At 67.3% G+C, this 23,085-nt stretch carries 25 protein-coding genes; 9 read left to right on the top strand and 16 right to left on the bottom strand.

The window, feature by feature from the left end:
- Positions 1-80 precede the first annotated feature (80 nt).
- Together ACODSY_RS24285 and ACODSY_RS24280 are read left to right on the top strand one after the other, a co-directional pair.
- Positions 81-464, top strand: coding sequence for a hypothetical protein (locus tag ACODSY_RS24285; protein WP_488954485.1), 384 nt, complete (start codon positions 81-83; stop codon positions 462-464).
- A 147-nt stretch (positions 465-611) separates the two neighbouring features.
- Entirely contained in the window at positions 612-911 is a 300-nt protein-coding gene (locus tag ACODSY_RS24280) for a DUF6968 family protein (protein ID WP_488954484.1), read from the top strand.
- Positions 912-1,360: 449 nt separating this feature from the next.
- Here ACODSY_RS24280 and ACODSY_RS24275 read toward each other — a convergent pair whose 3' ends face one another.
- Positions 1,361-1,741, bottom strand: coding sequence for a DUF805 domain-containing protein (locus tag ACODSY_RS24275; RefSeq protein WP_488954483.1), 381 nt, complete (start codon positions 1,739-1,741; stop codon positions 1,361-1,363).
- A gap of 460 nt (positions 1,742-2,201) precedes the next feature.
- Here ACODSY_RS24275 and ACODSY_RS24270 point away from each other — a divergent pair, with 460 nt between their 5' ends.
- Complete coding sequence (locus tag ACODSY_RS24270) at positions 2,202-2,744, top strand: hypothetical protein (protein WP_488954482.1); 543 nt, start codon at positions 2,202-2,204, stop codon at positions 2,742-2,744.
- A 1,006-nt stretch (positions 2,745-3,750) separates the two neighbouring features.
- Here the strand turns inward: ACODSY_RS24270 and ACODSY_RS24265 are convergent.
- The 5 genes from ACODSY_RS24265 to ACODSY_RS24245 form a co-directional block, all read right to left on the bottom strand.
- On the bottom strand, positions 3,751-5,193 hold the full coding sequence (locus ACODSY_RS24265; protein ID WP_488954481.1) for a tyrosine-type recombinase/integrase: 1,443 nt from the start codon (positions 5,191-5,193) through the stop codon (positions 3,751-3,753).
- Positions 5,194-5,364: 171 nt separating this feature from the next.
- Positions 5,365-6,591, bottom strand: coding sequence for an acyl-CoA dehydrogenase family protein (locus ACODSY_RS24260; RefSeq protein ID WP_488954480.1), 1,227 nt, complete (start codon positions 6,589-6,591; stop codon positions 5,365-5,367).
- A gap of 5 nt (positions 6,592-6,596) precedes the next feature.
- Positions 6,597-6,890 (bottom strand): putative quinol monooxygenase, encoded by a 294-nt coding sequence (locus ACODSY_RS24255; RefSeq protein WP_488954479.1) that lies wholly within the window; start codon positions 6,888-6,890, stop codon positions 6,597-6,599.
- A 102-nt stretch (positions 6,891-6,992) separates the two neighbouring features.
- Positions 6,993-7,289, bottom strand: coding sequence for a hypothetical protein (locus tag ACODSY_RS24250; protein ID WP_488954478.1), 297 nt, complete (start codon positions 7,287-7,289; stop codon positions 6,993-6,995).
- 105 nt (positions 7,290-7,394) lie between these two features.
- On the bottom strand, positions 7,395-8,090 hold the full coding sequence (locus ACODSY_RS24245) for a TerB family tellurite resistance protein (protein WP_488954477.1): 696 nt from the start codon (positions 8,088-8,090) through the stop codon (positions 7,395-7,397).
- A 138-nt stretch (positions 8,091-8,228) separates the two neighbouring features.
- On the opposite strand from ACODSY_RS24245, the gene ACODSY_RS24240 reads away from it, so the two are divergent.
- Positions 8,229-9,494 carry a tyrosine-type recombinase/integrase gene (locus ACODSY_RS24240; RefSeq protein WP_488954476.1) on the top strand — a complete coding sequence of 422 codons (1,266 nt, stop codon included), beginning with the start codon at positions 8,229-8,231 and terminating at the stop codon, positions 9,492-9,494.
- Between the two features lie 591 nt (positions 9,495-10,085).
- On the opposite strand, the gene ACODSY_RS24235 is transcribed toward ACODSY_RS24240, so the two are convergent.
- From ACODSY_RS24235 to ACODSY_RS24220, 4 genes are all read right to left on the bottom strand, one after another.
- Positions 10,086-10,295, bottom strand: coding sequence for a hypothetical protein (locus tag ACODSY_RS24235; RefSeq protein WP_488954475.1), 210 nt, complete (start codon positions 10,293-10,295; stop codon positions 10,086-10,088).
- A gap of 113 nt (positions 10,296-10,408) precedes the next feature.
- Positions 10,409-11,167 carry an SDR family NAD(P)-dependent oxidoreductase gene (locus tag ACODSY_RS24230; protein WP_488954474.1) on the bottom strand — a complete coding sequence of 253 codons (759 nt, stop codon included), beginning with the start codon at positions 11,165-11,167 and terminating at the stop codon, positions 10,409-10,411.
- A gap of 303 nt (positions 11,168-11,470) precedes the next feature.
- A complete protein-coding gene (locus ACODSY_RS24225) occupies positions 11,471-12,145 on the bottom strand; it encodes a TetR/AcrR family transcriptional regulator (protein WP_488954473.1) in 675 nt (224 codons plus the stop codon).
- A complete protein-coding gene (locus ACODSY_RS24220; RefSeq protein WP_488954472.1) occupies positions 12,142-12,297 on the bottom strand; it encodes a hypothetical protein in 156 nt (51 codons plus the stop codon). The genes ACODSY_RS24225 and ACODSY_RS24220 overlap by 4 nt, the downstream gene beginning before the upstream one ends.
- A 219-nt stretch (positions 12,298-12,516) precedes the next feature.
- On the opposite strand from ACODSY_RS24220, the gene ACODSY_RS24215 reads away from it, so the two are divergent.
- From ACODSY_RS24215 to ACODSY_RS24200, 4 genes are all read left to right on the top strand, one after another.
- A complete protein-coding gene (locus ACODSY_RS24215; RefSeq protein ID WP_488954471.1) occupies positions 12,517-13,134 on the top strand; it encodes a TetR/AcrR family transcriptional regulator in 618 nt (205 codons plus the stop codon).
- A gap of 16 nt (positions 13,135-13,150) precedes the next feature.
- Positions 13,151-14,383, top strand: coding sequence for a hypothetical protein (locus tag ACODSY_RS24210; RefSeq protein WP_488954470.1), 1,233 nt, complete (start codon positions 13,151-13,153; stop codon positions 14,381-14,383).
- 156 nt (positions 14,384-14,539) lie between these two features.
- Positions 14,540-15,157 carry a 2-hydroxychromene-2-carboxylate isomerase gene (locus ACODSY_RS24205; protein ID WP_488954469.1) on the top strand — a complete coding sequence of 206 codons (618 nt, stop codon included), beginning with the start codon at positions 14,540-14,542 and terminating at the stop codon, positions 15,155-15,157.
- Between the two features lie 17 nt (positions 15,158-15,174).
- Positions 15,175-15,471 (top strand): YciI family protein, encoded by a 297-nt coding sequence (locus tag ACODSY_RS24200; protein ID WP_488954468.1) that lies wholly within the window; start codon positions 15,175-15,177, stop codon positions 15,469-15,471.
- Positions 15,472-15,519: 48 nt separating this feature from the next.
- On the opposite strand, the gene ACODSY_RS24195 is transcribed toward ACODSY_RS24200, so the two are convergent.
- The 6 genes from ACODSY_RS24195 to ACODSY_RS24170 all read right to left on the bottom strand — a co-directional run bounded on the left by ACODSY_RS24195 (position 15,520) and on the right by ACODSY_RS24170 (position 21,365).
- On the bottom strand, positions 15,520-15,924 hold the full coding sequence (locus ACODSY_RS24195) for a YybH family protein (RefSeq protein WP_488954467.1): 405 nt from the start codon (positions 15,922-15,924) through the stop codon (positions 15,520-15,522).
- A gap of 60 nt (positions 15,925-15,984) precedes the next feature.
- Positions 15,985-17,808 (bottom strand): AMP-binding protein, encoded by a 1,824-nt coding sequence (locus ACODSY_RS24190; RefSeq protein WP_488954466.1) that lies wholly within the window; start codon positions 17,806-17,808, stop codon positions 15,985-15,987.
- A gap of 368 nt (positions 17,809-18,176) precedes the next feature.
- A complete protein-coding gene (locus ACODSY_RS24185; RefSeq protein WP_488954487.1) occupies positions 18,177-18,716 on the bottom strand; it encodes a winged helix-turn-helix transcriptional regulator in 540 nt (179 codons plus the stop codon).
- A gap of 295 nt (positions 18,717-19,011) precedes the next feature.
- Positions 19,012-19,599 carry a TetR/AcrR family transcriptional regulator gene (locus ACODSY_RS24180; RefSeq protein WP_488954486.1) on the bottom strand — a complete coding sequence of 196 codons (588 nt, stop codon included), beginning with the start codon at positions 19,597-19,599 and terminating at the stop codon, positions 19,012-19,014.
- Between the two features lie 43 nt (positions 19,600-19,642).
- Complete coding sequence (locus tag ACODSY_RS24175) at positions 19,643-20,155, bottom strand: hotdog family protein (protein WP_488954465.1); 513 nt, start codon at positions 20,153-20,155, stop codon at positions 19,643-19,645.
- A gap of 187 nt (positions 20,156-20,342) precedes the next feature.
- Complete coding sequence (locus ACODSY_RS24170) at positions 20,343-21,365, bottom strand: NAD(P)H-dependent flavin oxidoreductase (protein WP_488954464.1); 1,023 nt, start codon at positions 21,363-21,365, stop codon at positions 20,343-20,345.
- 304 nt (positions 21,366-21,669) lie between these two features.
- On the opposite strand from ACODSY_RS24170, the gene ACODSY_RS24165 reads away from it, so the two are divergent.
- Positions 21,670-22,944 (top strand): beta-ketoacyl-ACP synthase, encoded by a 1,275-nt coding sequence (locus ACODSY_RS24165; RefSeq protein ID WP_488954463.1) that lies wholly within the window; start codon positions 21,670-21,672, stop codon positions 22,942-22,944.
- The last annotated feature ends 141 nt before the right edge of the window (positions 22,945-23,085 follow it).

The raw sequence follows: 23,085 nt of genomic DNA, 5'->3' as shown, positions 1-23,085 counted from the left end.
GGAGCTATGCTCCCGCGGGTGGTGGAGAGCCGTCCACAGCATCAATTGCGGACCCTGGGCCCGGAGGTCAGACTTCGGCGATGGACATGGCGCGTGTGACTTTCCTGTCGCTAATGGCTGGCGCCATCGCAACCGTTCCCTTGGCCGTTGCCGCTGCCAAATGTCGGATCGATGAGACGGACTTCCGGAGCCGGGTCGTACGTCCAACCGCACAGGCTGCGCTTGGCGAGAATTTCGCGAGCTGGGATTTGGAGAAGGCCTCCATGACCGAGCATCGTGGAACCCTGAAGGTGCTGATCGGCGTTCGCGATGCCGCAAGTTGGCTCGACCCGCCGTACTTCGTCATCCGCGCGGCGAACTGCGGCAGAGGCAAGGTCGTCTCCGGCTACCAAGCGTGGGACGTTGCGCTCGGTCTCCGCGCATCGACCGCCGAAGAACGAACGCGTCCCGGCTGGCTGCCCTAGGCAGTGGCAATATCCGCTGGCCACCCTGTCGTGACGCCGCCAGGGTCCGCTGCGGGGCGGACGAGCAACGTCTGCTCTGCGGCAGCGGCACAGTGACGGTTCGCGACCCTTAGCGGGCCTTTCACGACGTGGGCCGACAATCCCGCCATGGTCAGGCATTCGATCGATGCGCACACCAATGAGGGCGAGGCCTTCACCATCGAGGTGGAACTCGGCGCTCCCTTCCCCTCCGACGACGAAGCCGCGACTTGGCTTTGTCCCCTCCGGCTCGTTATGCCGAGCTTCCTCTTCGTGGACGACGTTGTTGGCGGAGACCCGCTTCAAGCGTTGTGCCTAGCCGTCGACACCCTGCGGCGGTCCTTGGAGGAGTTCAGCGACAAGGGCGGCACGTTCACTGGGTTTGAACTCGAATCGTACGGCTTTGGTGTCGACGACGACGCGGACTGACGTCCGCCTACCACATCGCGACGACGAGGAGGTCCGCTGAACGGACGGGCGGTGACTGTCCGCTATGCGGCAGCAGCGCGGAGACGGGTCGCGACCCTTAGCGGACCTTGCGCGTCACAAACCAGATCGCGAACCACGCGAGGACGAACATGCCTGACCCGGCTAACGCCATACGGACCAACGCCGGGGCGTCTTGCTGACGCTGGCCCAAGAGGTTCGCGTGAGCGAGAGCAGCAAAGCCGACGCAGAACAGTGCGAAGGCTGCCGCGAACCACTTCGCCCTCACGACCGCGCGGAAATGCGGGTCCTGCCTATCCATGACGGGACCCTAGCGTGTGAAACTTCCCCTTCCCACTCCTCACAATCGTTCCTGGCGCCCGGGTCGGAGAGAACGGCGAAGGTCAGCTAGGTGGCGGTGGTTTCGTAAGCGGGCGCGGCCCGTTGCAGACCTAGGATAGGCCAAACCCAGCGTTGGGCGGGGCGCCAAACCGGTTCAAATCCGGATTTCCAGGCATCAAGAAGAGCGCGAGCAAGACTAGTCCCCCAACCAGGGGGACAAGAAGGATCAAGGCCCACCAGCCGCTGTATCCCAAGTCATGCATCCGACGCGCGAAAAGAGAGGCGTAAGGAAAGGCCGACAAAGCCATTAGCAAGATGAAGAGCGCCACGAAGACGTAGTTAACGGCATCGGCGTTGATGATCTCCAGGGCGACGCTGTTGCCTATCGCGAGCAGCACCCCCGCGAAGACCACCATCATATGGAAAATCCACACCTCGCGGCGCGAGGAGCGGCCCTGGAAATCAAGTGCTCGCTGGATCGTTGAAGTCATATATCCGCCCCCAAGCCCCTGACGGAATGATAAGCCCCGCAACTTTCGCAATCCACCCTTTGGGAACTCTAGGCGACCAAGCACCAAGCGGCATTGAGCACGCCTCCGCCGACCACGCCTAGGACGGCAGAAGCACCAAGATCGGCGCCGGTCGCCAAGGCGATCCCGCACAGGACCAGCGAAAATACGGCCCAACGCGCGACCAAGAGAGGCCAGTGCCTCCTCATCCAGGTCGTGTCGATTTGGGGGGCGGTCATCCTTGGAGCGTCGTCCCGGCAGCGTTGCAGGTCAACGTCGGCCACCCGTTGCTGACGTTCTGAACGTCCGCTCTCGGGTCCGAAGGTCGGACGTCCTGAAGCGGGCGGGAGGCCGAAGACCGTTCGCGCACCCGAGGACATTGATCGCCAGTGTCATACAAGGCATGGTGCAACCTTCCCGTGCGGCTGCGCTGGAGAAGCCTATGGTACGTCCACTCGCGCTGTGTCTCCTCCTCGCCGCCCTGGCAAGCTGCGGCCCCCATCGCCCCCGTGGCCCGGTAGCCTTCGCTGCGGCCGAGGATGCAGCGCAAGCCGTCTGCATTACGCCAACGTCTCACGGCGAGATTGCCGAGACCATTCGCAAGCTGAACTGGCCTATCCTCTCCCGCGACCAAATCCCGGCTCAGGTTGTCGGCAACGACATGGTGGCTTGGTCCGACGTCGCGTTGTCGCCAGACGGGAACATGATCATCGCAACTGGGCGATTGGGCGGAACGTCCTATTGCCGGGTGTACCGGCGCCAGAAGTCCGAAGCACCACTAACCGGAAGCTTCCAGCGCACCCCCGTTTTGGGCAGCCCCTTGGGCAAGCCGGACTTTCGCCAGCACATTAATGGCGGGGAGGTGACGGGATGGCACAAGGGCGGGGCCGACTGGCGTGCAGTGCACGTTTGGGAGGCCGAGGCTACGAACTCCGGCGGGACTGAGATGCCAGTCATGATCGAGATCACTCGGTCCGCGGCGTGACAGCATGTCCCCTACCATCGGGATGGAGCCCCAGGATCGCCTAGCCGGGCCTCGCGCTAACGTTCGGGACGATCGCTGAGGCGTGACGCCTTGAACGACCGCTCGTCGGTGGCCAGCCATGGTCCGAAGTCGACCTTAGTGGGCCTTCCTACTCAATGTAGAGGTCGACTTGCGCTCGGGTGCGCGCCGCGTTCGTCACCAGCCTCACGGAGCCGCCATGCGGCGCTCTTCGGGGTGTAGACACATACTCGACCGCGACCGGGAACTCCGCTCCAACGCGTGGACCCGAGCCGTAGCTGTAGCTACCGCCTGTTGCCGGTGCAGCCGTCCATCGGAGGCCCACGAGCAGCCGCGGAAATTCTTGGGGTTTGAGCGTGAAGGAACAGGTGGTCAGCACGTCTGTTGCGCCCCAGCTCTTGCAGTGCACGTCGCGCACTGACGCAGGCATCGCTTCTAGCCCAAGAGCATGTGAGGCCAGATCGGCTGACCGCGCAGTACATCCCGCGACCGCGATGGTGATCAGCCCGAGTATCGATCTGACGTGCATTAGCGAACGATACTCTGAAGCTGTGCAGAAGGGGTCCGCGCTGCGTCCCCTTTCCACCCCTCTGCGACCTTGAGAAGGTCTGCTTGCGGGCGTGAAGGTGTTGCCGTCGAGGTGACCGACCAGGCGGAGGTCGGTGATCGTCTATGCTGGCGGAGGGTCATCCGGCTGGCGGCCTCCATCCTGCAGTCAGTCCAGCAGCGAGCGCAGCAATTGCTGACACTGAAGCTTCAAGACTGTTGGCGATGGCCGGCCCGCAAGCCAATTCGCAAGGGCTAGAATTCGGCGCTTCTCGTTCGACCGCCACCCCGTCTCCTTCATCAGGAGGGCGACCGCGGCTCGCGCCTGCCTCAATGGGTCAGGCGAACTATCCAGGGTTCTCACCAACTTCCTGGCCGAAGACAATGCCTCCGCTCGCCCAACGCTGTTCATGGGGCATCGCTCTCCGTGGCCCGCGGCGAGCTACCATCCGCTCGTCGCCCCGCCCAGTCCGGCAAAGACATTGGCTCTCGCACCGCTTCCCGGAGATGCGCTGGCCGCACCGAAGGGAAGGTTCGAACTGAAGCTCGGGGGCACATCGAAGCGAGGCGCCCCGACGCTCTCCCGATCTTCTCCCACGATGCGTGCAAAAAGGGTCTGCCAGGCCCTCAGCGCTGCGCGCTTCTCGCTCAGGTAGGTGTTCGCGTCGTAGCGGTTCATGGAGACCTGCGCGCCGCCACCCGCGTCGTAGTGGCCGAGCACCTTGCTGCGTATGAACGGCGAGATGCCTAAGCGCTCGCTTGTCATCATTGTCGAGCCCGTCCGTCTCAGGTCGTGGATGGTCCCGTCTTCGATACCCAGGGCCCAGAGGATTGTGTTGAGGGCGCAGTTCATGGACGGCCCACGCATGGGCTTTGTCGCGTCATTCTTCCCGGGGAACACGAACGGCGAACCGCGGTCGACCGAGAGACTGATCGCTTCCCTGACCAGTTCCACCGCCCACGGCGACAGGGGGACGATATGCGTCCTCTTCTGCTTCATGCGCTCCGGCGGAATGGTCCACACACCGTGCTCCAGATCGAGTTCAGCCTTCGCCATGCCCAGAACCTCGCATCGCCGTTGAAGGAGCAGCATGACGAGCTGGATGGCGATCCGCATCGGACGACTGACCTGGACGACCGACCCATCGCGTCGAGTGTTTGCTCGAGCGCTCGGCACGGTGAGGGCGTCGGGGGCCAAGACCCCCGCCCAGATGCGCTTCAGTTCGGTGTCGGAGTAGACGCGAAGACGCACGTTCGTCGGCGCGACTGCGGGCAGGCTGGAGATGCAATTGAACTGGAGCCGCTCCTCGCTGACGCCATAGGCAAGGATCTGCCGAATGATCGCCTGGGCCCTGACAGCCTGGCTCGTCACACCGCGGTCGAGAATGCGGTGGAGAGCCCCCCTAATAAGGCGGCGACTGACGCTTTCGAGCGGCATCCGCGAGAGACCGCCCTCGATGTGCACGCGGTAGACCATCTTCTCGAGCTTCAGGCTTGAAGCGCGCTTCGGGCGGTAGCGACCGAGCTCTGTCGCCTTGAAGTACTCATCGGCGAGGTCGCCGAACGTCCTGAGGTGCTCTGTCGCGGCCTGGGTCTTCGCAACGCGAAGCTCGTTGGCGGGGTCACGGCCCTCGGCGACCGCAACCTTCAGCTTGCGTGCGGCGTCGCGTGCGTCCTTGAGGCCGAACGCCTTCGAATGCTGCCCGAGGGTGACGCGGCCCTGACGTCCGAGACGCGTTCGATAGCGGAAGCTCCAAGCCTTGCCGCCATCGCCCGACACACGAAACTCCAGGCCAGCGACATCTGGATCGCTATAGGATACCCGTCCGGTTTCTGAAGCTTTCACCGCATTGCAGAAAGCATTCGTAAGTCGCGTCTTCGCCATGCCGCAAACCCACTCAGAATAGTCAGGGAGCAGCACCGACCGCCCGCGACCGGGGTCACAAATAGGTCGCGGAATTCAGTAAATCAACGCACAATGGCGCACGCTCCTGAAAACGTGAAATTCAACGTTTTCAGGAGCTTGAAACAGAACGAAGTTCGGTGAAACGGCCTGTTACAGACCTAATACCATCTTCGCCATGATGTTGTGCTGGATCTCGTTCGAGCCGGCGTAGATCGAGGTCTTGCGGTAGTTGAAGTAGGTCGGCGCGACCGTGGCGGAGTAGTCCTGGCCGGCGCGGAAGTAGTTGGCGCTGGGGTCCTTCAGGTGGCTCCAGGTGTCCTGCACGAAGGGCTGGGCGTAGACGCCGGCGGCCTCGAGCGCGAGCTCGGTGATCGCCTGCTGCATCTGGCTGCCTTCCAGCTTCAGCATCGAGGAGACCGCGCCCATGGCGTCGCCGTTGGCGCGGCCGGCGAAGATGCGCAGCTCGGTGGCGTTCAAGGCCTCGACCTTGATCTCGACCTCGGAGAGCTTCTTGCGGAAGTCCGGGTCGCTCATCATCGAGCCGCCGCCGTCCGACCGTTCGATGCCCGCGATCTTGCGCACCTTGCGGAGCTGGTTCTGCAGGCCCGGCGCGTAGGCGTTACCGCGCTCGAACTGCAGCAGGTACTTGGCGTAGGTCCAGCCCTCGCCTTCCTTGCCGATCCGGTTCGCCACCGGCACCCGCACGTTGTCGAAGAACGTCTCGTTGATCTCCTGCTCGCCCTCGGGCGGGCCGTCGAGCGTGACGATCGGGCGGATCGAAATGCCCGGCGTCTTCATGTCGATCAGCAGGAACGAGATGCCCTTCTGGCGGATGTCCTCCTGGCTGGTCCGCACGAGGCAGAACATCCAGTCGGCCCATTGGGCCAGCGTGGTCCAGGTCTTCGAGCCGTTCAGGACGTAGTGGTCCCCGTCCCGCTCCGCCTTCAGCGCCAGCGACGCCAGGTCGGAGCCCGAGCCCGGCTCGGAATAGCCCTGGCACCACCAGACGTCGGTGGCGAGGATCTTGGGCAGGTGCTGCGCCTTCTGCTCGGGCGTGCCGAAGGCCATCACCACGGGCGCGCACATACGCAGGCCCATGTTCGAGGTGGCGGGCGCGCCGGCCAGGGCCATCTCCATGTCGAAGACGTACTTCTTGCCCAGGCTCCAGCCGGTGCCGCCATATTCGACGGGCCAGTCGGGCGCGATCCAGCCCTTCTCGCCCAGCCGCTTGAGCCAGCGGACCTGGGCTTCCTTGTCGAGGTGGTTGTTCTTGGACTGCGAGAGCTTGGCCCGCATGTCGTCGTCGAACGCCTCGGCGATGAAGGCGCGGACCTCCTTGCCGAAATCCAGGTCCTCTTGGGAGAAATCCAGGTCCATGGCGGTCAGCCCACGCCGTCGAGGTATTCGATCTCGGGACGGCCGGCGAGCACGCCCGCGAACTTCGGGCCGGCGGCCTTGAAATAGTCGGTGCCGCCGTGATGGGTCAGGGCGTCCTGGTCCTTGTAGAGCTCCAGCACCTTGTAGACGTTGGGCTCGGTCCGGCTCTTGGTGAGCTGATAGGCGATGTTGCCCGGCTCGTTGGCGCGCACCTGCTTGGCCAATTCGGTGAAGAAGGCCTCGAACTCCGCCGACTTGCCTTCTTGAATAGGCAGTTTCGCGATCACGCCAATGGTCATGCCGTCCTCCCAACAGATGTTTGAATGGACGGTAGAGGCGCGGCGCGGCGCGGGCAAGGCCGACGTGCGCGGCCGTGGCAGATCAGAGCCTGGAGGGACGAATTAGCGCCGCTCGTTCCAGCCGTAGGCGACCCAGTGATGGCCGCCCAGGTGGCGAGCTTCGATGACGCCGTCGACCGCCGGGGCGCGACGGGCGCGGACCGTGCGGCGAGCGCGCATGGCGAGCCCGGCAAAGGCCAGTAGGGCCGAACCCATCACCGCGATCACCGCCACCGTCGCGGCGGCGAACACCGCGAGGACCGCGCCGACAATGACCGCTCCGGTCGTCGCGAGAGCGGCGCCGACGGCGGCCAGGCTGCGAAGGGCGGAGCCCTCATGCGCGGCGAAGTCCTTGACCATTTCAGCTCCTCAGCGGGGCGCCCGGGGCGTTCCGTGAAAGGTTCATGTCAGCACACTGGTTCCAGACGTCAACCGCCGAAGCGTCTGGAACGCGACGAACGGCGGTCATGCCGCACCTTCCAGCCGCATCGCCCGGCGCTCGCGCACGATCTGCGCATAGGCGGCGTTGATGCTGGCCGCCTTGGCCTCGGCCACCTCGACGAACTCGGGCGGAAGACCGCGCGAGCGGGCGCGGTCGGGGTGCGATTGCGAGAGCTGTTCGCGCCAGGCGGCACGCACCGTCTCGTCCGATGCGTCGGGGGCAAGCCCGAGAATGACATACGGATCGTCGTTCGCGGCGCCCAGGTGCGTGGCCTTCAGCCGGCGGAAGGTGAGCGGCGACAGGCCGAACAGCTCGGCCACCCGCTCGAGGTAGGCCAGCTCGTCCGCGGTCACCACGCCATCCGACGCCGCAATGTGGAAGAGGCCGTCCAGCACGTCCTCCAGCAGTTGCGGGCAGGCGCCGTAGCGCTTCTTCAGGCGGCGAGCATAGCCCTCGAACCCACGCGTCGTCTGACGGGCGAGCTGGTAGAGCCGGCGGATATTGCCCTCGCTGCCGGGGTCGGCCTGGAAGACCATGTGGAAGGTGTCGTACTCGGACGCCTGCGCCTCGCCGTCGGCCTTCGCGAGCTTCGCGCCCAGCGCCGTCACGGCCGTCGAGAACGCGGGATCTTCACCCGGCAGCCCGGGCGGGCAGACATCGCATTCCGCCTCATCGACCTTGCGCGCTGCGAGGCCGGCTATTTTGCGCCAGAAACTCAAAACCTGTTTCGGGCCATTTCTTCCCGTTCCATTTTCCCAACAAGTTCAATGACGTATTGCACTTCTGGCTTCCAAGGTGTTTCGTTCGGTAGCCCCTAGTAGTGGGCGAAGTTGTAGGGCGAGTTGTAGGACGCAGCCATGACGAACGCCACCGTCACGGACAGGGAAGTCCGCGGATTCAAGCCGTATGTGAATGCAACGGGCGTCTTGGTTCGTCGCCTCGCGATCGGCGGCGGATTGTTCTTCGAGGTCACCGCCGGGGGTCATCGCCACTTCATTCACCGGTTTCAGTGGCGAGGAAAAGGCGCCGAACGCGCCATCCCGGGCGCTTACCCGGAGGAGACCAGCCTTGCGGACGCACGCGCTGTTCGTGACGCGGACCGGCTACTCCTGCGGGACGGCAAGAAGCCTGGGGCGCCCGAGGAGGAGGAGCCGAAGGTCGGCCTTCATTCGCCTTCGTTCGCGGATTGGGCGACGACCCACGCTGTGACTCTGGCGCCGCCGAAGGGCCTCAGCGGCTGGCTGCGTCAGATGACGGAAACCACGGGGTCGTTTGGCGCGCTTCCCATCGATGAGATTAAAGCCACCGACGTGAAGGCGCTCTTGCTGCCCTACTGGTATGCGACGCCCACTCAGGCGGTCGTCATTTGCCAGCGGGTCGGCAGGGTCCTGAAACACCGTCACCGCAACATCCGCCCCGACGAACCGTTTGCAAACCCGGCCGACCCCGGCCTGATCGCCGACATGATGGGGCGACGCCGCAAACACGTCACCAAGCACCATCCCTCCCTGCCTTACGAGGACGTGCCTGCCTTCATGGCGCAGTTGCGAGCCGATCCTCTGGTGAGTGCGCGGATCGTGGAGTGGGCGATTCTCACCGGTGTCCGCATCGACAAGGAAGCGACACGCGCGATCTGGGGCGAGATCAACTGGAAACGCCGGATCTGGACCGTGCCGGCGAGCCGGATGAAGATGGAAGACGATGAGCGGGGTGAAGCCCATGAGGTGCCCATCAGCCCCGCGATGGCGCGCCTGTTGCGGCAAGTTCGGCCATGCCGCAAACCCAACCCGAAGGCCCTCATCTTCCCGAGCCCGCAGACCGGAGAGGCCTACAGCCACCAGGCTGTGTGGATGGCGGTCAAACGCATCAATCCCGCCGTGACCACCCACGGCTTCAGGACTTCGCTGGTGGGCTGGGGCTCAGCCATCCCGCACGGAACGCATGCGCCGTTCGATCGCGAGTTGATGGAGACCTGCATCGCGCATCGGATCGGCGGCCAGACAAGCGCCGCTTACCTCAGGGATCGGTGGCTGGCGCGGCGCCGGGTCGTCATGAAGGCCTGGTCGAAATGGTGCTTCCCGTCGCGCACTTCCAACGTTGTTCCCATCCGCCACGCCGCCTGATGCTTCCTCACGCACCGCATCGGCGAGGTAAAGCAGGCCGGCGGCGATCGAGAGTTCGACTGTCCTGATCTGGCGGCCCGCGCAGCGTGCCGGCGACTGGATCTAGGAGGCCCTGGCCCGCCTTGTTGCACCCTCGGGAATAGCTGAACCGCTCGCTGGTCGGCCCGGCAGGACTCACATTCCCGAGAGAAAACGCTGCAATTTTGCGAGAAATACCAGCAACCATACCAGCAGCATCGCGAGCGCAATCGCCGCCGTTTTCAGCGCTGTTCAGGTGGCGCTAGCAAATCTCACCATGACCTAACAAGCTCGCCGCGCCATGCCGGTTCGAACCTCGGATAGTCGGTCACGACCCGCTTCACGGGCAACGCGGCGCGGTCGATCTTGCGCCCGCCCTGGTAGATCGTGTGGACGCGCTTGTAGTTGCATCGTCATCGAGCGGGTTGGCGTCGAGAATGAGGAAGTCGGCGTAGTTTGGGTAGCACCGCCTAGAAGGCGATCACCTGTGCTTTTAACGACCTGCCTCGGAGTTGGATGTTGCTGCATGCGGACGTCCGGGATCGCATGCTGTAGATGGCGCCAAAGCCTTCGCTAACGCCGGTCCTTCCAGTGTGCATGCAGCACGAGGAAGGTCGCCACGGCACCGCCTGCGATCAGGAACACCCCGCCCACAAGGAAGGTCTCGGACATCGCGCCGCCGGGCTGGACCCACCCGCTCTGGCTCAGGCACGCGAGTGCTCCGCCAAGCACCAGGACCACCCCGGCGCGGGTGAGCGGAACCTCGGGCTCCTCTCCCCTCACCGGATGCGATCCGTCGTCAGATACATGGCAAACCGCCGCGGCTCACCGGGTCAATACGCGGCGGGAGCTACCGCCTCGCAGGGGCGACGAGAGGGTGGTCAACGCGCGCGCGCTCACCAGGGTTCGCCCGCGGGCCGGATCTCCTGCTCGAAGGTCCAGGCGTCCCTGGGCTGCTGGTGCAGAGCCCAGTAGGCCTCGGCCACCGCCGCCGGACGCATCAGGACGCGATCGGGCATGGGACCGTCCCCGGCGGCCTCGCGCATGCGCTCGCGCACCCAGGCCGTGTCCACGCCGGAATCGATGACCAGGTGGGCGACGTGGATCCCCTGCGGCCCAAGCTCCCGCGCGGTAGACTGGGCCACAGCGCGCAGCCCGAACTTGGCGCTGGCGAAGGCCGCGTATCCGATCCCGCCGCGCAGGCCGGCCGTCGCTCCAGTGAAGAAGATCGAGCCGGCCCCGCGAGGGAGCATGTGCTTGGCCGCTTCGCGGCCGCTGAGGAACCCCGAGTAGCACGCCATCTCCCAGACCTTGCGGAAGACGCGCGAGGTGGTCTCGACCAGCGGGAAGTTGACGTTGGCGCCGATGTTGAAGATCGACACCTCGATTGGCGCCGTGCGCTCGGCCTCCTCGTAGAAGGCGATCATCTGATCCTCGTCACGGGCGTCGAGGCCCTTGGCCACCACGCGCCCGCCCGCCGCCTCGATCTCGGCCTTCAGCGGCTCGAGCTTCTCGGCCTGCCGCCGCCCGATGAAGACGGTGTAGCCCTCGGCCGCGAACCGCTTGGCGATTTCGCCGCCGATGAAGTCGCCGGCTCCGACGACTACGGCCGTGGCGTTCCGGGAGGGCTTCTCTGAGATGGATGAGCCGGACATTTGGGATCCTGTTGCTGGGCGGATGGTCGTCCAACCGGGGCGACAGCCCTGGCCAGACGGTAACCGTAGTGCGTTCTTTTTTGGCACTCGTCAAGGCATCTTGCGACGCTGGCGCCGTTCGGTCGCGGCGCTAGGTGGCTTCGCTGAAACACCCTCAGCGTCCGGCGGGGTGGGCCGATCGGCGGCAGGACGAAGACGTTGGCCACGCCCCCGCAGGCATATGTCTGCCCCAGGGGCGCCCCCCGCGGTCCACTCGGATCTTGCCGTCGAGGTCGCGAAGGCGCCGGCGGGCTCGCGGCCGGGTCAGTGCACCGCGAAGCTGCGGGCGGGCGTCGCCGGTACGGCCGGATCGGCCCACGTGGAGATCATCTCCCTCAGGACCGGCTCCACCGCGGCGGCCAGCAGGGCGCCCACGGGTCTCGGGCAACCCAAGCGCAGGCACAGGCACAGGACGCCGTGGGCCGCCGCCCACAGGGCGCGCGCGCCCGTTTCGACGCGTGAGCGATCCTGCTGGGAGGATTCGAAGGCTCCGCTGAGCGCAGCTTCGAGTTCCCGCAGGCAATCGGTCTCCAGATCGCGGCCCAGGGCCCACACCTTGTCCATCCCCTGCGCCGCGGTTCCGGCGAAGAGGAGTTCATAGATGTCGAGGTTCTGCAGCGCCCATGCCATGGTGGTCTCGAGGATCGCCAGCGCGTGGTTCATCGGACCGCCTTCGGCGCGCCCGAGGGTTTCCAACTCCATCTTCAGCGCACTCATCTTCGGCTCGCAGGCGGCCAGCACCAGGCCCTCCCGCCCATCAAAATGGTGATAGAGGGCCGCTGAGGTTACGCCGGCCTCCGCCGCGATGGCCCGCACCGTCGCTGCCCGGAAGCCGACCCGGTCGAACACGTCCGACGCGGCGCGAAGGATCGCCTCCCGCCCGACGGGGGTCTCCCCCGGCCCGCGACGCGGGCCGGGACGGCGCAGCGCGCGGGTCAAGACGCCCAGCCCAGGGCGGTGTAGCCCCCGAACACGGCAGCGATGTCGTCGGGGCCGTTGCCGCCCACCCCCGGAGCGAACAAGGCGCGCGGGGCGCCGAGTTCGGCGAACGGCTTCGAGGCCTCGCGCTCGGCGCTAAAGGTGAGATCCATCTCCTCCTCCCCGTTGGCGTGGACCCGGCAAACCGCCAAGTCGGCGCTAATCCGTGTCAAAATCATACTTTATTTGCATGGGTCGACCAGCGCAGCAACCGCCCCGGCCCCGAAAGCATGGACAAGTCTCCTCTCACGACCCTGCCGTCATTCGCATGTTGCAAGATCTCACGTCCGTTCTATTTTTAGACCCATTGGGAGCGGTCAGGCGGTGGTGCGATGCGATACGACGCCGGGCGGAAGGACAGGACTCGCCAGCGCCTCCTACGGGCGACTGCGGAATCGCTCCGCAGACATGGCGTCACCGGCACCACCATCGGGGCCGTCACCGCGGCGGCCGGGATCACGCACGGCGGCTTTTATGCGCACTTCCGATCGCGGGACGAGCTGATCGCCGCCGGGATCCAGGAAATGTTCTCGCCGAAGGCCGCGGCGACACCCTCGCCCTCGCGGAAGCTGGATGCGACCGAGACCCTGACGGCCTATGTGGACTTCTACCTCAGCCGGGCGCATCGGGACCGCCTCTCCCGAACCTGCCCGGTGCCGCTACTGGTCGGCGAGGCCGAGCGGCTCCCGGACGGGGCGCGCTCAAACTTCGCGGACGGACTCGCCGGACTGACGGCTCTGGTCCAGCGCCACCTGTCAGGGGCCGGACGCGAAGCTCCGGCGCAGGAGGCCCATTCCATCCTGGCCGAGCTGGTCGGAGCGCTAGCGTTGGCGCGAGCCGAGCCGGATCCGGAACAGTCCGACGCGCGCCTGGAACATTCCCGGCGGGCCATTCGGGGTCGCTTGGGTCTGGATCCGCCCCCAGCCGCAGGTGGGCCGCAAACGGCCTAGGACCGCAGGACGCGCAATGGGATCCCAGGAGGACCTTGGCGCCGACATCGCGCAGATGGCGAGCGACCTTGCTGCGGCGCTCGCGCTCGAGAGCGATACGGAGCTCCAGAGGTGGTTGCGCTCGCAGTGCGGCGCGGGCGATCTCGAACCCGTCCATGTCCGGATGGGCTCGTCCGAGACATGGGCCCGCCTCGAGGCGGGCGGTGATGCGGTCCTGGTCCGTCGAGCGCCGCCGCTGGCGGCCTGCTTCGACCTCTTCGAAGCTCTTCACCGCGACCCGGCGCTATCGCCGCGGCTGCAGGCCGGCATCGACCGATCCGGCGCGCGGGCCCGGGCCGACGGCATGCTGGCGGTGGTCCTTCAACCCGGCGCGGACCCCACCCGACGCGACATGGCCGAACTCCTGCGTTGGACGCCGCTGTTGGAGCGCACCGCCTACCGCTTCGGCGCGCGCTGCATCGCCAGCCTCCACGAGATGCGGCGCGATCTTCAGGCCGATAGGGGTTCGTCGCCCGCGCGCCGGCACGCGTTGCAGACCTACTGGCGGCTCGCCATGGCCAACAGCCACTTCAGTCTCCTCGCGACCGCGAAGGATGCCCACGTCTGGCTCGTCGACATGGCCGACAGCTTTGAATGGATCAACTGGACCCCGAGCCTGCCCCTCGTGCAGGAGCGGTCGCTCTGGTTCGGCGCCGTGGCCGCGCGAGGCGCAGCCGCTTTCGGCGACGCCGTCATCGAGAAGTACCTCCGCGCGCTCGCGCTTTCTAGCCAGCCCATGCGCGTGTTCGACGCCACCTTCGGCCTCCTCGCGATCGCCTTGGATGATCCGCGTGTGGTTCCCGCCTTGCGCCCCGCGCTGATCGGACAGGCGCAGGCCTTCCAGCGCCAAGGCGGCGCTCATGGACCGCTGCAGGCGGGCATGGTGGAAAACGCCCTCGCCTGCCTGGCCGAGCCGGAGGCCGCGGATCGCGCCTTCCTCAGGGCCGTGGGCGGGCTCGGGCCGGCCCTGGAGGCGGGTCGCGGCCTGCTCGGGCGCGCCGCCGTCCGGCTGGACATCGCCGCGCCGGTCGGTTCGGACGGCTATCTCGGCTTCCTGGGCCTGCCCCGCCTGTTACGGACGCCGTTGCCGGAGTTCTACCCTCCGGGCTCCCGGCAGCCCGCCGCGTCCAGCCTCGCGCCGGCGGCGATCGCAGACCATCTGGCTCGGGCGTTCATGAGCGCGCCCGCGAAGCCCCTCAAGCTCCACTAACTCGACGCGCGGTGAACGCACCGGAACAATTCACCCGGGCGGCCCGAACTTGCCCCAATTCGGGGCTTGAACATAAGGCGCTCCTCTGTCAGTGCAATTTTCACACTCAAGGATCGACTGCATTCGGCAGCCGCGCACTTCGACGAGAGGAAAGAGATGAACGTTGAGTTCTTCTTCGATTTCGGCAGCCCGAACGCTTACATGTGCCATCGCGTGCTCCCGAAGATCCAGGCCCGCACCGGGGCCAGGTTCACCTATGTGCCGATCCTCCTGGGCGGCGTCTTCAAGCTCACCGGCAACCAGTCGCCGGCCACCGCATTCGCGCACATCAAGAACAAGCCCGAGTACGAACGTCGCGAGACGGAGCGCTTCCTCAGGAAGCACGGGCTCTCCGACTTCCGCTTCAATCCGCACTTCCCGGTCAACACGCTCCAGCTGATGCGGGGCGCGGTGGCGGCTCAGGAGGCCGGCGTGTTCGAGGCCTTCGTCAACCAGGTCTATGACGACATGTGGGTTCGCGGCCGCAAGATGGACGATCCGGAGGTCTATGCCGCCTCCCTGGTGGAAGCCGGCCTGCCCAAGGACGAGATCCTGCGCCTGGCGCAAAGCGACCCGGTCAAGTCGAAGCTCCTGGCCAACACCCAGGCAGCGGTGGACGCAGGGGTCTTCGGCAGCCCTTCGTTCCTCGTCGGCAAGGAGCTGTTCTTCGGGAAGGACAGGCTCCGCGACGTCGAGGAAGAGATCGTCGCCGCCATGGCGGCCCAGCCCGCCTAGGCGCGACGGGATCCGCCATGAAGTACTTCCTCTGCAAGTACATCCCGCCTCGCGACGATTTCCTCGCGACGATGAGCGCCGAGGAACGCGCGTGGATGCAGCAGCACGCGGCCTACCTGGACGACCTGCTCGACCAGGGCGTGATCGCGGCCCACGGACCGGTGGCGGATCCGGCGGGGGGCTACGGCGTGTCGCTCTATCAGATCGCCGATGATGCGGACATCGCGGCCTACACCTCGCAGGATCCGGTGGTGAGGAACGGCGCCGGCCATTACGAGCACTTCCCGATGCTGCGGCTACGCTCGCGCGGCTGAGGCCGGCGGCCGGACGAGATCTGCTACCCCGGCGATCAGGGGACTTGCCTAGCGCGGCGTCGTGATCGGATCCGCATGCCTGTGGACAAGCTTCCAGGCCTCGTCTTCCAACCGATAGACGCTGGTGACCCGCAGGGCCACCGGCGTCGGGGCGTCCGCCTCCCCGGCCCTTTCCCCGTGTTCCACCTGGACCACGACCGCGAGGCAGTCGGCCAGGTAGGTGGCCACGTGATCGGCATCGGTGGCTCGGCCCCCCGGCATGCGCGCCGCCGCGCTGGCCAAGGTGGCCACGACCTTCTCGCGGCCGCGGGCAAAGGGTCCGAACGGGTTGCCCCAGGTCACGTCGTCACGATCGGAGAGCAGCGCCACGTAGCCGCCGCTGTCCCCCTTCAACATCGCGTCCAGCGCGGCGAAATTCCGGGCCACGGCCTCTTCGAGCGTCCTTGCGGTCATTTCGGTCTCCGTGAGGTGGGTCGGCCGAGCGCGGCTGGGCGCTGGAACCCATGGCTCGCGCTAGAGCACGACGACGCGGTCGGATGGCCTGGCGGCGTAGAGGTCCGCGACGAGGTCGGCCTGGGAGGCCAGCACCGCGCGCTGGTTCACATTGCCCTTGTCCGTGACTTCGCCGGCGCCGAGCGAGGGCGGCGCCGTGAGAACGGCGAACGCCCCGACGCGCCGGGTCGCCCCGGCGTTCTGGTCATTGTAGGCCCGCAGCGCGTCGGCGATGCGCCCGCTTATCGCAGCCTCCAGGCCCTCACCGCTGAGACCGTTGAGCGCCAGGTCCGCCTTGAGCGCCGGCGCCGCCCAAACCAGCAGCCGGACATCGTTCTTGTCCTGGCCGGCGACGACCGCCTCGGCGATGGCCGGCGCCGCGGCGATCACCGCGGACCGCAACTCGCTGGTGATGACCCAGGAGCCGTTCGACAGCTTGAAGTTCTCGCTGAGGCGGCCGGCGAAGCGAAGGCCCGCCCGCGGATCCAGAGGGTCGACAAAGGTGACCGCGTCGCCAATCTTGTAGAAGCCCTCCTCGTCGAAGGCCGCCTCGTTGAGATCCGGGCGGCCGAGATACCCCCGCATGACGTTTGAGCCGCGGGCGCGGATCTCGTAACGGTCGCCGGTGGGCACCAGCTTCACCTCCACGCCCGGATGAGGAAGGCCGATCTCGCCGCGGCCTTCACAGGCCCAGTGGGCGCTGCAGATGCCGGGGGCTGTCTCTGTCGCCCCGTAGCCCGAGTTCACGGCCACGGGGCGCCCCCGGGTCGCGATCGACAGCGCCTGAAGGCGCTCCCAGGTGTCCCGCGGCAGCGCCGCGCCGGCGTAGAGCAGCCGGCGGATACGCTGGAAGAAGCTCGCCCGCAGCGCTTCGTCCTGCTCCATCGCTTCGACGAGCATCTGGATCCCGGCCGGTACGTTCTGGACGAAGGTGACGGGGATCTCCTTCAGGTTCCGGATCGTCCGGCCGATCAGGTCCGGCGTGGGGCGCCCGTCGTCCAGGTACAGCGAGCCGCCGCTCCGCAGGATGCCGTGAAGGGTGTTGTTGCCCCCCATGGTGTGGTGCCAGGGCATCCAGTCCACCACGACCGGCGGCTCCTGGTCGGTGACGAGCAGGCTCGCGCTGCGGATCGCACTGCAGAGCATTCGCTGCGTCTGCGGCACCCCCTTCGGCGTCCCCGTGGAGCCGGAGGTGAACAGGATCTTGGCCACATCGTCGGGTCCGGCGCCCGCCAGCCTCGAGTCGACCACGGCCGTGGCCTCGCCCCTCTCCAGCGTCGCAAAGCTCGTGGTGGTGGCTTCCGGCTCGACGCTTACCCACTCGGCATTCGACAGGCCCGGCAGCGTCCTGACCCGATCGAGGCCGCGTGTGGTCTGCACGAAGACCATCGCGGGCTTGAGGATCTCGGCTATTCCCGCCAGCCGCGTCAGTCCTTCGGGATGCAGGCTATAGGCCGGCGAGATGGGCGCGACGGGCACGCCCGCCACCATCCCGGCGAAGGTGATGAGCGCGTGCTCGATGGAATTGCCGGTCAGGATGGCGATCGGCTGATCCTGCGTGAGGTCACGGTCCAGAAGCGATTGCGCGATCGCGCGAACGCGGCGCCAGGCTTCCCCATAGGTGAGGTGCCGCCACGCGCCGGAGGCGTCGCGCTCGGCGAGGTATGTGCGCCCCGGCGCTTCCTCCGCCCAATCCCGCAGATATTCGCACAGATGCGCCCGGCACTCGGTAAGAACGATGGGCGAGCGCAGGATCAGGCAGCCGTCTTCCCGGTAGCTCACCTCCACGGCCTTGGGCGCGAAGCCGCTGTCCACGTCGACGGTCGCGTTCAGGGTCTCGCCCATGGTTTCCTCACCTTCGCCCGCCGGGCGCACGACGGCGCAGCCTCGCGGCGCGCATCGATGTTCTTGCAAAGCTGTCCGCTCTGGACGGCGGGTTCCCAGCACGTCCTTAGTGCGTTCTTTTTTGGTATCCGTCAAGGCGCGCGCGCGCCTCGCGCTTCTCCGGGACAAGACCCGCGTCGCTGGACCGAGCAGCGCTGTGGACGACGCCGGGCGCATTCTGGATGCCCATCCGGCCTGGACGGAGGCCGAGGCGGCGGTCCTCGGGACCGAGGACTGCGGGCGCGGCGCCCGTAGGCCGGCCCAGCGGGTCCGGCCGGTGCATGCGCCACGGCCGCGCGCCGCTCACGCCGCGTCGCGCGTCGGTGGGATCACGCGCCTGCGGACGCCTTCGCGGGCCGCTTCGCACCGGCGCCCGCCTTGGCCTTCGGCCTGGCCTCGGTGCCGCTCCCTGCCCTCTCCTTCGGCCCGCGGCGGAGCGCCTCGGCAAGGTCAATGGGCAGGTGTTGCGGGTGGCGGGCGCCCGGTCCTGGCGCGGTGCGAACCTCCCTCGGATCAATCTCCTCGTGACATTCCGAGCAGACCATCACCGGATCGAACTGGCAGTTGCACCTGACATGCTGGTGAAGCACCGGCCGGCCCTTCTTGCCGGCCATGTGCACATCGCCCCAATGCACGATCGACATGATCACCGGATAGAGGTCGAGGCCCTTGGCCGTCAGGCGATACTCGTACCGCGTCGGATTGTTCTGATAGGCCACCTTCGTGAGCACGAAGGCGTCCACCAGCTTGTTCAGACGGTCAGACAGGATGGGGCGCCCGATGCCGAGCCGCTCCTGAAAGTCGTCGAAGCGGCGGACCCGCAGGAAGCAGTCGCGCAGGATCATGAGCGTCCAACGGTCGCCTATCACCGACAAGGTGCGGGCCACAGAACATGCTTGATCCTCAAGCTCGCTCCACTGCACAGCCAATCTCCATTTCAATAGGTAACACCCCGACCAATATGCCGGGAGCGAATGCCGAATATGAACCCATATAGCACGTCCGCTGCTGTTTTCCACCCTCGGCGGCGTTCCCGGCCGCAGCGTCCGCCGCCCGACGAACGCTTGTTCCGGCGACGACCCTTGGAACGGAGCCCGGGGCCAATCCGCGTGAGTTCTGATTGATTCGCCGACGGGCGTCGTCGCGGCGCTTCGAACGCAAGCCTCAGAGCCGTGGCCGCCCTGGCGCGGCGAGCGCTGCCCCCGCGGCCCGGTCGAGAAGCGCTTGGAGCGATGCGACGAGATGCTTCTGCGCGGACTCGTCGGCCATCATGCGGCGCGCCTCCGAGTAGCCGAGGAAGTAGCTGCGCAGCTCAAAAAAGGCCGTGCGCGCCTCGTCCTCGGTGAGCGGCGGGTCGCGAAGCCGCCGAATCTCCGCCGTAACGGCCGTCCGGAACTCGGCGAGGCGCGCCTTAAGCTGTTCGCGCGCCGGGCCGGGCCGGTCGTCGAGGTCGGCGCTCAGCGCTCTCAGCGGACAGCCGGTCAGGCGCCAGACCTCGTCCTCCCAGCGCAGCCAGCCGTCAAGGATGCGCTGGAGCCGCCGTCGACCTGACTGAAGGCGATCGGCCGGGGACCGGACCACCTCCGCGAAGCGGCGGGTCGCCTCCTCCACCACGGCGAGCTCGAGGCTTCCTTTGCGCCGGAAATGCTTCGCCACGCCGCTCTTGGAGAGCCCCGCCCGCTGGGCCAGGTCGCCGAGACTCAGCATCCCGAGGCCCCGCTGCGCCGCTTCCTGCAGGGCCGCCTCGACGATCCGCCTCCGCGTCGCCTCCCCTTTGCCCAGGGAGAGGGCCTGGTCAGATATCGGACCGGCCGCCCGGCCGCTCGGACGCCTCCAAGCGCGCCGCCCCGTCGAACGGCGGGGGTCCGAAGGTCGCGCGGCCGCTCGCCAGGATCTCGCCAGCCCCGGTGGAGACCTGTCCCTCCAGGAGCCAGTTCGGGCCCTGCGCCTCGACGACCCACGCCTGCAAGGTCACAGGCCCCCTGCGAAGCCGGTACGGCGCCGGCGCGCGGACCTCGAGCGACAGGGCGTGGAGGGGCTCGCGGGTCACCGTCTGGGCCGCCGCTTCGAAGGCGGCGTCCAATAGCGCGCCGAGGGGCCCCGCGCCGAGTTCGCGCACGCCGGCCCGCCAGGCGTCTTCAAGATCGGCCTCGAGGGCGACGGCGCCCCGTTCCACGGACCGCGCACGGAAGGTGACGCTATGGTTGCTCGGCGGCGCGCTCACCGCCACACGTCCGGCTGATGGACCGATCCAGGCTGCGATCGTGCGCTGGAAGCATCGCGGCGGCGTGCTGGCAGGCTTGGTCATCTCTTCCCTTCGGCCGCAGGCGGAATTCCGCCCCGGTCATGGCGGTTTCGGATTTGCACCGCCCTGCGATGGTCGCGGGGCGCGCGGCTCGGTCGGGCTCGGTTGCCGCTCAACGCGCGGCGCCCGAAACTGTTATGCGAAGGTCCGCCGCCTGCCGGCGACGGGTGTTCGCGATGTGCAGAGCCGCTCAGGCCAAAGCGGGTTCGGGCCGCCGGGCGGCGAGCGCCTCGATCTTACCGTCCAGAGCCCCGGCCAGGCGCTGCCGGATGATCACATCCGCCTCGGACATGATCCGGTCGATGAGGGCCTTCACGGTGGGAATGTCGTGGATGAGGCCGGCCACCATGCCGCAGCTCCAGGCGCCCGCGTCCATGTCGCCGTCCCGCATCACCCTCGGATAGACGCCCGCCACTTCCGGGGCGATGTCGTTGAAGGTGATCGCCGCGCCGAGGGCCTTCTCCTTCTCGACGAGCCGTTCCACGCCCGCGTTGTTCAGAACGCGTTCGGTGTTGCGCAGGGGGCGCATCACGAGCCGGGTATCCAACTCGCTCGCCGCCACCAGAGCCGCCTTCACGTTAGGGTGGACCGGGGCCTCCTGCGTGGCGACGAACCGGGTGCCCATGTTCATGCCTTCCGCGCCGAGGCTGAGGGCCGCGACCAGGGAACGGCCGTCCGCCATCCCGCCCGAGGCCACGAACGGAATCTTCAGCGCCTCCGCCGCCCGCGGCAGCAGGATGAAGTTGGGAACGTCGTCTTCGCCGGGGTGACCGCCGCATTCGAAGCCGTCGACGCTCACCGCGTCGCAGCCGATCGCCTCCGCCTTGAGCGAGTGGCGGACCGAGGTGCATTTGTGGATCACCTTGATCCCGGCGTCCTTGAGCGCCGGAAGCCATTGCTGCGGATTGTTGCCGGCGGTCTCCACCGCCTTGACGCCGCTCTCGATGATCACCTTGACGTACCCCGGATAGTCGGGGGGCGTGACGGCCGGCAGGAAGGTCAGGTTCACGCCGAAGGGCTTGTCGGTCATGTCCCGGCAGCGGGCGATCTCCTTCGCCAGGTTCTCCGGCGTCCCCTGGGTCAGCGCGGTGATGAGGCCGAGCCCGCCGGCCTCGGACACCGCCGCGGCCATCTCCGCGAAGCCGACGTAGTGCATGCCCCCCTGGATGATGGGATGCTCGATGCCGAAGAGGTCAGTGATCCGTGTTCTCATGATTGCGTCCTTTCGTGCCGCTCGCGGGCATGACGAAGGTCGCAGGACCTGACCGGCCACGACCCCAGTAAATGCTGTTTTTGCACTCACTTTCAGAAAGTGGCAAGGCCTGAACGCTGGACGGTCTGGTTCACCCTTAGAAGCCGTCGGCCCTTCCTGGCCTTCGGCGCCCGGGCTTGATCCCAAAAACGAACTCATTCAAAAGGCGTTTCCCGCCGGGCACGACCTTCGGAGGTCGGAAGGCGTGCTTCTGGCCTCCGGATCCGCGCGTCGCCGTCGGCAGCCTTGAGCGGAAGCCGTCGTCATGCGTCGCGTTGTGGTCACCGGCCTGGGCGTCGTCTCGCCACTCGGCTGCGGAACCGAAGTGGCCTGGTCCCGGCTCCTGGCGGGGCGGTCGGGCATCCGCCGCATGCCTCCGCGGCCGGGTTGGCCCGCAGACACGCTGCTCCCTCTTGCGGCCGGTGCCGTCCCGAGCGTCGCGGAGGACCCGCAGGGCGGCTTCGATCCTGAGACGGCCGCCACCGCGCGCGACCGGCGCAAGATGGACCGCTTCGTTCAGTTCGCGCTCGTGGCGGCCGATGAAGCCCTTCGCGCCGCGGGAGATGCGGGCCGCGGCCTGGCCGATCCCCCCCGGGTCGCCACCGTCGTCGGCTCCAGTCTCGGCGGTCTGGAATCCATCGTGGAGGCGTCCCGCTCTGGGGACGGCGAAGGACGCTCGCGCCTGTCACCCTTCGCCATGCCCACCTTCCTGGGCAGCATGGCCGCAAGCTGGATCACGATCCGGCACGGGTTCAAGGGCCCCATCGGCGCGCCCGAAGGCGCGTTCGCCGCCGGTCTGCAGGCCATCGGCGATGCGGCCCGCCTGATCCGGGCCGACGAAGCCGACGTAGCGATCTGCGGCGCCTCGGAAGCCTGCCTCCACCCGCTGGTGTTCGGCGCGTTCGGCGCGGCCCGGGCGCTGGCCACAGGCTGCGAGCTGCGCCCCGAAACGGTGTCACGCCCCTTCGACGCCAGCCGCGCGGGGTTCGTCCTCGCCGAGGGCGCAGCCATGATGGTGCTCGAGGCCGCGGACCACGCCGCCGCCCGGGGCGCGCGGCCCCTGGCGGAACTCGTCGGCTACGGGACCAGCGCCGACGCCCATCACATTACCGCCGCTCCGGCGGACGGCGAAGGCGCGCAACGCGCCATGCGCTTGGCCCTCGCCCAGGCGGGCCTGCCGCCCGCAGCCGTGGGCTACCTCAACGCGCATGCGACCTCCACGCCCGTGGGCGACACCTGCGAACTCAAGGCCATCCGGGCGGTGTTCGGCGACGCCCCGGTTGCAGTCGGCGCGACAAAGTCGGCGACCGGGCATCTGCTGGGCGCGGCCGGCGCGCTGGAAGCGGCCTTCACCGTCCTGAGCCTGAGGGACCGGCGGCTGCCGCCGACCCTGAATCTGGCGCAGCCCGACATCGCGGCGGCGGGGCTGGACCTGGTCCGGGAGGCCCGACCCGTCGACGCCCTCACCCATGCGATGACCAACAGCTTCGGGTTCGGCGGCGTGAACGCCAGCGCGGTCTTCAGCCGCGCGCCGGGTTGATCGGATGTTGTAACAGCACCATCCATGTATCTCGGAACCGGGAGGCCAGCGTCGCAGCCCTCTGGCGCAAAGGGAGTCAGCCTCAGAAAATCTCAACTGCGATAAGTAAATTTTCGACACTCATTGGCAAGTCGAGCCTTG

The organism is Phenylobacterium sp. FG114 (genome assembly GCF_057809855.1).
Note: the sequence above shows the minus strand (reverse complement) of the source record. Positions and strands in the feature narration are given on the sequence as shown.

What these genes read in the sequence shown, in the direction of transcription:
- ACODSY_RS24260 (WP_488954480.1), bottom strand. Translation starts at nt 6,591, where the DNA reads ATGGACCTGGATTTCTCCCAAGAGGACCTGGATTTCGGCAAGGAGGTC.
- ACODSY_RS24275 (WP_488954483.1), bottom strand. Translation starts at nt 1,741, where the DNA reads ATGACTTCAACGATCCAGCGAGCACTTGATTTCCAGGGCCGCTCCTCG.
- ACODSY_RS24200 (WP_488954468.1), top strand. Translation starts at nt 15,175, where the DNA reads ATGAAGTACTTCCTCTGCAAGTACATCCCGCCTCGCGACGATTTCCTC.
- ACODSY_RS24205 (WP_488954469.1), top strand. Translation starts at nt 14,540, where the DNA reads ATGAACGTTGAGTTCTTCTTCGATTTCGGCAGCCCGAACGCTTACATG.
- ACODSY_RS24170 (WP_488954464.1), bottom strand. Translation starts at nt 21,365, where the DNA reads ATGAGAACACGGATCACTGACCTCTTCGGCATCGAGCATCCCATCATC.
- ACODSY_RS24210 (WP_488954470.1), top strand. Translation starts at nt 13,151, where the DNA reads ATGGGATCCCAGGAGGACCTTGGCGCCGACATCGCGCAGATGGCGAGC.
- ACODSY_RS24270 (WP_488954482.1), top strand. Translation starts at nt 2,202, where the DNA reads ATGGTACGTCCACTCGCGCTGTGTCTCCTCCTCGCCGCCCTGGCAAGC.
- ACODSY_RS24285 (WP_488954485.1), top strand. Translation starts at nt 81, where the DNA reads ATGGACATGGCGCGTGTGACTTTCCTGTCGCTAATGGCTGGCGCCATC.
- ACODSY_RS24255 (WP_488954479.1), bottom strand. Translation starts at nt 6,890, where the DNA reads ATGACCATTGGCGTGATCGCGAAACTGCCTATTCAAGAAGGCAAGTCG.
- ACODSY_RS24190 (WP_488954466.1), bottom strand. Translation starts at nt 17,808, where the DNA reads ATGGGCGAGACCCTGAACGCGACCGTCGACGTGGACAGCGGCTTCGCG.
- ACODSY_RS24215 (WP_488954471.1), top strand. Translation starts at nt 12,517, where the DNA reads ATGCGATACGACGCCGGGCGGAAGGACAGGACTCGCCAGCGCCTCCTA.
- ACODSY_RS24175 (WP_488954465.1), bottom strand. Translation starts at nt 20,155, where the DNA reads ATGACCAAGCCTGCCAGCACGCCGCCGCGATGCTTCCAGCGCACGATC.
- ACODSY_RS24230 (WP_488954474.1), bottom strand. Translation starts at nt 11,167, where the DNA reads ATGTCCGGCTCATCCATCTCAGAGAAGCCCTCCCGGAACGCCACGGCC.
- ACODSY_RS24250 (WP_488954478.1), bottom strand. Translation starts at nt 7,289, where the DNA reads ATGGTCAAGGACTTCGCCGCGCATGAGGGCTCCGCCCTTCGCAGCCTG.
- ACODSY_RS24280 (WP_488954484.1), top strand. Translation starts at nt 612, where the DNA reads ATGGTCAGGCATTCGATCGATGCGCACACCAATGAGGGCGAGGCCTTC.
- ACODSY_RS24265 (WP_488954481.1), bottom strand. Translation starts at nt 5,193, where the DNA reads ATGGCGAAGACGCGACTTACGAATGCTTTCTGCAATGCGGTGAAAGCT.
- ACODSY_RS24240 (WP_488954476.1), top strand. Translation starts at nt 8,229, where the DNA reads ATGACGAACGCCACCGTCACGGACAGGGAAGTCCGCGGATTCAAGCCG.
- ACODSY_RS24195 (WP_488954467.1), bottom strand. Translation starts at nt 15,924, where the DNA reads ATGACCGCAAGGACGCTCGAAGAGGCCGTGGCCCGGAATTTCGCCGCG.
- ACODSY_RS24165 (WP_488954463.1), top strand. Translation starts at nt 21,670, where the DNA reads ATGCGTCGCGTTGTGGTCACCGGCCTGGGCGTCGTCTCGCCACTCGGC.
- ACODSY_RS24220 (WP_488954472.1), bottom strand. Translation starts at nt 12,297, where the DNA reads ATGGATCTCACCTTTAGCGCCGAGCGCGAGGCCTCGAAGCCGTTCGCC.